General features: G+C 45.7%; 3 protein-coding genes. All 3 read right to left on the bottom strand.

The annotated features are described in order from the left end of the window. Positions 1-316: 316 nt before the first annotated feature. Positions 317-1,588 (bottom strand): IS256 family transposase, encoded by a 1,272-nt coding sequence (locus tag VB741_RS14635; protein WP_323365924.1) that lies wholly within the window; start codon positions 1,586-1,588, stop codon positions 317-319. A 161-nt stretch (positions 1,589-1,749) separates the two neighbouring features. Next, positions 1,750-2,796, bottom strand: coding sequence for a hybrid sensor histidine kinase/response regulator (locus VB741_RS14630; RefSeq protein WP_323365923.1), 1,047 nt, complete (start codon positions 2,794-2,796; stop codon positions 1,750-1,752). Continuing rightward, positions 2,793-5,393 carry a CHASE2 domain-containing protein gene (locus tag VB741_RS14625; RefSeq protein ID WP_323365922.1) on the bottom strand — a complete coding sequence of 867 codons (2,601 nt, stop codon included), beginning with the start codon at positions 5,391-5,393 and terminating at the stop codon, positions 2,793-2,795. Before VB741_RS14625 ends, VB741_RS14630 begins: the two co-directional genes overlap by 4 nt. Positions 5,394-5,572 lie beyond the last annotated feature (179 nt).

Below are 5,572 nucleotides of genomic sequence, written 5' to 3'. Positions count from 1 at the left end.
AATGCTTTGAGGTTGGTAACACTGTTCATAGACGATTGAGGTTAGTTGTGTTTCCTCAGCTTCGTCTATGGAGCGATCTGGCTCAAGGGCTGATCGCTCTCTCAACATTTTTTGTCTAAACTCCAGTACTTGAGTGATTCAAATCTAGGGTTGCGCCCCTTTTTAGACAACTATAGTTTTCAGCGATCATCTATGGTAGACCCAATAGAGCAAAGCTATAGTAGGGCTTTTGATCCAGGATACTGATCAGAACAGTCCTAACAGACAGACAAAAGCGTATATCGAGATATAGTCAAATCTGGTGTATGAGCCAGAGTTAGGCCGCCTTCTGATGGGTGGTTGTCTGAATCTCTTGCTCAACGCGAATGCCATCCTTAAAAGCAATGCCTTCAATGACATCACCAAGATGTTTGAAGCCACGAATCCGGTGCCATCGTTTCTGAGCGCTCTGCACTAATTTGAACACGAACGAGAGGATAGAGTCAGGGGAAACGGCCCCTCGTGTCTTATCAGTTCTCAAGCGCACTGTAGCAAAGGTGGATTCAATTGGATTGGTAGAGCGAATATGAGCCCAGTGCTCGGCTGGAAAGTCATAGAAGGTCAACAAGACATCCCGGTCTTTCGCTAAACACTCCGTGGCTTCTGGATACTTGGCTTGATAGGTCTTAATAAACCGCTCAAAGGCTTGACTAGCATCGGCTTTAGTCTCGGCACGATAGATTTCCCACAGCGCCCGCTTCGCCTCCGGTTGAAGTTTCTTGGGTAATTTGTTGAGAACATTAGCCGTCTTATGCACCCAACACCGTTGAGGCTTCGTGGACGGAAAGACCTCAGGCAAGGCTTTCCAGAACCCCAAAGCTCCATCTCCAGTGGCCACCTGGGGAGCATACTGCAGCCCCTGATCTTTGAGTTTCAATAACAGGGATTTCCAGCTCAGGGCCGATTCTCGATAGCCGGGTTCAATCCCCATCAGTTCTTTTTCTCCGCTATCGGTAACCCCAATGAGCACCAGAATGCATTGGGCTTCACCGTTACGAATATTAAAGTAAATGCCATCAGCCCACACATAGACATAGCGTTTATGACGCAGTGAACGGCCTTGCCAGGTTTGATACTCCTCGCGCCATTTGGCTTTTAAGCGACTAATGGTGGCAGCCGATAAGCCTTTGGCCTCTGACCCTAGCAAGGCAGATAGAGCCTCACTAAAATCACCCGTGGACACCCCTTTGAGATAGAGCCATGGCAACACCTCTTCCACGCTTCGACTGCGTTTGAGATAGGGCGGTAGTAGCAGGGAATTAAACTTGATCCCTTGGCCAGTGCGGTCTCTGACTTTCGGTACTTGAATATCCACCGCCCCAACTCCAGTAGTGATGGTCCGTTTTGGCAAGTACCCGTTACGAACGACACCTTGGCGACCGGTCTCATCTTTGAGGTCATCATAGGTCGATAAAAACTCACTCAGTTCTGCTTCAACGGCCTGGGCGATGATTTGCCGCGCTCCCTGGCGCACTAATTCGCTCAGCGCATCCGTAAAGCTTGCCTGCGTTTCTTGTGATTTGAGCTCGATTACTTTATTGTCAGTCATGGTGTATTCCTCGTCTGGTAACTTTCTTGCTCCAGAAGGATACGCCTTTTTTTATCTCCTAACCCATACACCAGAAATAGTTATAACTCGCGTATATCTGAACAGTAACGACTCAGATATACGCTTTTTTGGGTTGAGGCTATGAAATTTGAGTGAACGATCTAACTGCAAGCTATTGGCAAGGCAATTTGTACGATTGTTCCTTGTGGATAGTTGTTCTTAATTTCAAGCTGTCCCCCAACAAGGGCAACAATTCGTTTGATAATTTTTAGTCCCATACCATCATTTTTTTGTTTATAGACCCTGCGCTCAAACTGGATTGAGTCATCAATGCTAGCCATTTTCTCCACTGATATTCCTTGGCCTGAGTCATGGATAGATAAGGTTACACAATCTTCTGCCACGTCACTCCTAACTTCGATCAATGTCCCTGAGGAAGAAAATTTCAGGGCATTATCGACTAGTTCATGGAAAATAATGGAAAGGTACCGAGCAGATACAGCAACGTTAGTATCCTCAATAGTCACTCTCAAGTCATGGCTGCGGTTATATCTTTGTGCCAGAACTGCTAGCTCTTCAACCACGACAGTCAAGCTCTGAGGATCACTAGCTTGGAACGGTATCGGTTGATTGGCCGCGAGTTCTAGCTCCATATAAATCTGAAATTTTGCCGTTAAGGTCTCTAAACGACAGGCCGATTGCTCAATCCGATTTAATAAATCATCATGGGATAATTGAGATGCTAGGTTGCCCCGTAGTTCATCCAGGGTGCTTTCTAGGAGATTAACCGTATTCGTTTGGATGCGAGATAATGTTTTGTATTCGTTATGCTGCTGTTTGATTTTGAGCATAGAGTGAACTCGGGTACGCAGCCTGCTCAAATCAAAAGGCTTCGTAATAAAATCGTCTGCTCCAGCTTGCACACAGGACTTTACTGTTGTTTTAGTGTCTAATATTGTCAATATGATAATAGGAACATTTTGCCATTGTGGTAAGGCCTTGATGCATCGACAAACTTCAACACCATTCATCCCTGGCATGAGTACATCGAGCAAAATCAGATCGGGATTAAAGGCATCAAGGGAACTAATGGCATCCTCTCCACTGCTGGCATAATACAGCTGGTAGCCTTGATGGTTGAATAGGGCATCGATCACGTCAAAATGGCTGACATCATCGTCAATAACTAAAATATTTTGTGGCTTCATACTGATGCAGCTCGCTCGCCTAAAAGCGTTTCAATGGTGATGACAAGTTGTCCGAGATTAACGGGTTTGCTCAGATACTTGTCAGCTCCGGCGGCAATACAACGGTTGCGATCTGCTTTCATCGCTAGGGCCGTAAGGGCAATGATGGGTACTCGGTTTAAGGTTGGTTCACGGCGTATGCGGCGTATTGCTTCAAGCCCATCCATGTTTGGCAGCTGAATATCCATTAATATCACATCGGGCACAGTGGCTAAAACTTCAGAAATCGCCTGATTTCCATCATTTGCTATACGAATACGATAGCCTTTCGCGGCCAAATAACTTTTGATGACCGTAATGTTTTCTAGATTATCCTCAACTAATAAGATTGAGGTTAATGCTTCAGGCTGGGGCAGATTGGGTTTGGTGCTGACAATGGGTACAGTTCCTTTTGTGGGTTGGGGTGAACTGGCAATGGAGCAGGGAATCTCGATGGTGAAACGACTGCCCACATCCACTTCACTGGTAACGGTGGCTGTGCCACCATGGAGTTCGGCAATCCGTTTTACCAAAGCTAATCCCAGGCCTGTTCCTGTATATTGGCGATTGAGGGCGCTATCAATTTGGACAAAGGGCTTAAACAGTTTATCCATGTAGTCGGGCTTAATGCCAATACCTGTATCACTAACGACTAACGTCAGTATGCCTTGGGGTGAGGACTCAGTTCCATCTAGATTGGCGGATGGTGATTGATAGAGTACTTCAAGAGTAACTAAGCCTCCAGATGGCGTAAATTTGACGGCATTACTCAGTAGGTTGATGACGGCTTCACGAATACGCCGTTCATCCATCACAAGAATAGGGACCGTGTAACATAGATTAGAGTCTAGTTGCACACCTTTTTTATGAGCTTGTTGCTTGATGACTGTCAAACAGAACTGACATAGGGGCAGTATTGCTGTCGGGGTACAGTCTAGCTCTAACATGCCCGACTCCACTTTGGACAGATCCAGGATATCGTTAATCAGCTCCAGTAGATGATTAGCACTGCGTTCAGTGGTTTGGAGTGCTTTAACTTGTTGAGGGTTAAGCTCCCCTAAAATTTTCTCTTCTAATGCCTGGGTCATGCCTAGAATCGTATTGAGGGGAGTACGGAGTTCATGACTCATGTTGGCTAGGAAGTCATTTTTGGAACGATTAGCACTATCGGAAGCTTCTTTTGCAGTTAGTAAATCAAGGGTACGTTCTTCAACTTTTTTCTCCAGGTTTTGGGAGTAGTTGGCTAATTCTTGGTTAGCGCCAGCCAATTGTTGGTTAGTTTGGGCTAATTCTTGGTTAGCGTCGGCCAACTGTTGGTTAGTTTGGGCTAATTCTTGGTAAGAGAGCTTTAACTTGATCCCTAATAGATGGGTCGTACTGACAATGACAGAGGCTGTAAGGGCTGCAACTGAAGGGATAATAGGCACCCACCAACCGATTATAAACAATAGATATGAACCGGCAATGAGACTTCCTAACAGGAATAATAGCGTTACAACCAGCCACAAAATTCCCCTTGTAATGCGCCGTCGCCTAAGGCAGGCATAACCTAGGAAAATGCCACAGCTAGACCAAGCAAAAACCCATAGATATTCTAGTGGTTCGGACCAGGTTTGAATTTGGGATCGTCCATCTAGCGCGGCACTGATAATCTGGCTGGCAAGGTGGGCATGGACTTCAACCCCTGTTATGGATGTAGCATCATTATCATAGCTATAGGGGTTGTAAAAGTGATCCTGAAGACTGGGGGCTGTAACACCAATCAAGACAATCCGATCTTGGAGTAGGTTTGAGGGTGTTTTCTTAGACAAGAACTCACCCATGGAGATAGTTTGAAAGGGACAGCGTTGAGTTTCAGTACAGCTTACGCCCCTAAAGTTGAGCAGGACTTGATTGCCACCATCATCGGCGCGAACATAACCACCATCATTCTGTTCAAAGCGTTGAAAGCGTGCTTGACCAACCTGATATATCTGCGGCTGTTCATTGATCACTTGTGGAGAGATGCCCTCAACTGCCAAATACTTGAGCGCCAGCTTTGCGCCCAGACTAAACTTAACTTGATTATCGGTGGTGAGAGATGACAATAGACTGCGACGGATTTTTCCATCAGCATCCACTACAAAATCAGCAATGCCGATTTGAGTATCGTGATCTAGGCTCGGGGGTGGGGCAACAATTTCACCAAAAACTTTCTCAATTCCAATTAGCTGTGGTGTGGATTGCATCACCCGAATCAAATCTTGATGTCCAGGCTCAAGGGGAAAATCTCGATAAATATCAAGACCAATGACTCTGGGATTCTGGGCGGCAACTTGCTCAATTAAGTTGGCCATCAATTGGTCATTAATGGGCCATCGCATACCTTCAGTAATATCTTTTTCAGTAATCTCAATAATAACGATGCGTGGATCTCTTTTCTCTAGAGGTCTTAAGCGAAACCAACTATCAAGGGCGGCCCATTCCAATAGCTGAAATGCTCCCAATAAGGTTAGTCCGATAACAACGCTGGTTATACTGCAGGCAAATATTACAGAAAGTTGCCACCGCCAAATTATTCTTCCCTGCCTAGACCACATAAATTGGGAGTGTTGTAATTTTAATGTTATCGATGCTAGAAGCAGACCGTTAGTAAAGATTCAGGGGGTCAGTCTCCTTCAGGGATCAATGAAGGTGCAGGAGAACCATGTCGAGAGGCTTTTAACGCATCGGTCAGGAAGTCAAAGATCGAGCGTTTCTGAGCCTTTAAGCTGGTAAC

It is taken from the genome of Leptothoe sp. PORK10 BA2 (assembly GCF_034932105.1).
Taxonomy (GTDB): Bacteria; Cyanobacteriota; Cyanobacteriia; order Phormidesmidales; family Phormidesmidaceae; genus Leptothoe.
Note: the sequence above shows the minus strand (reverse complement) of the source record. Positions and strands in the feature narration are given on the sequence as shown.

Coding starts and splice junctions, on each gene's coding strand:
- VB741_RS14635 (WP_323365924.1), bottom strand. CDS start 1,588: ATGACTGACAATAAAGTAATCGAGCTCAAATCACAAGAAACGCAGGCA.
- VB741_RS14630 (WP_323365923.1), bottom strand. CDS start 2,796: ATGAAGCCACAAAATATTTTAGTTATTGACGATGATGTCAGCCATTTT.
- VB741_RS14625 (WP_323365922.1), bottom strand. CDS start 5,393: ATGTGGTCTAGGCAGGGAAGAATAATTTGGCGGTGGCAACTTTCTGTA.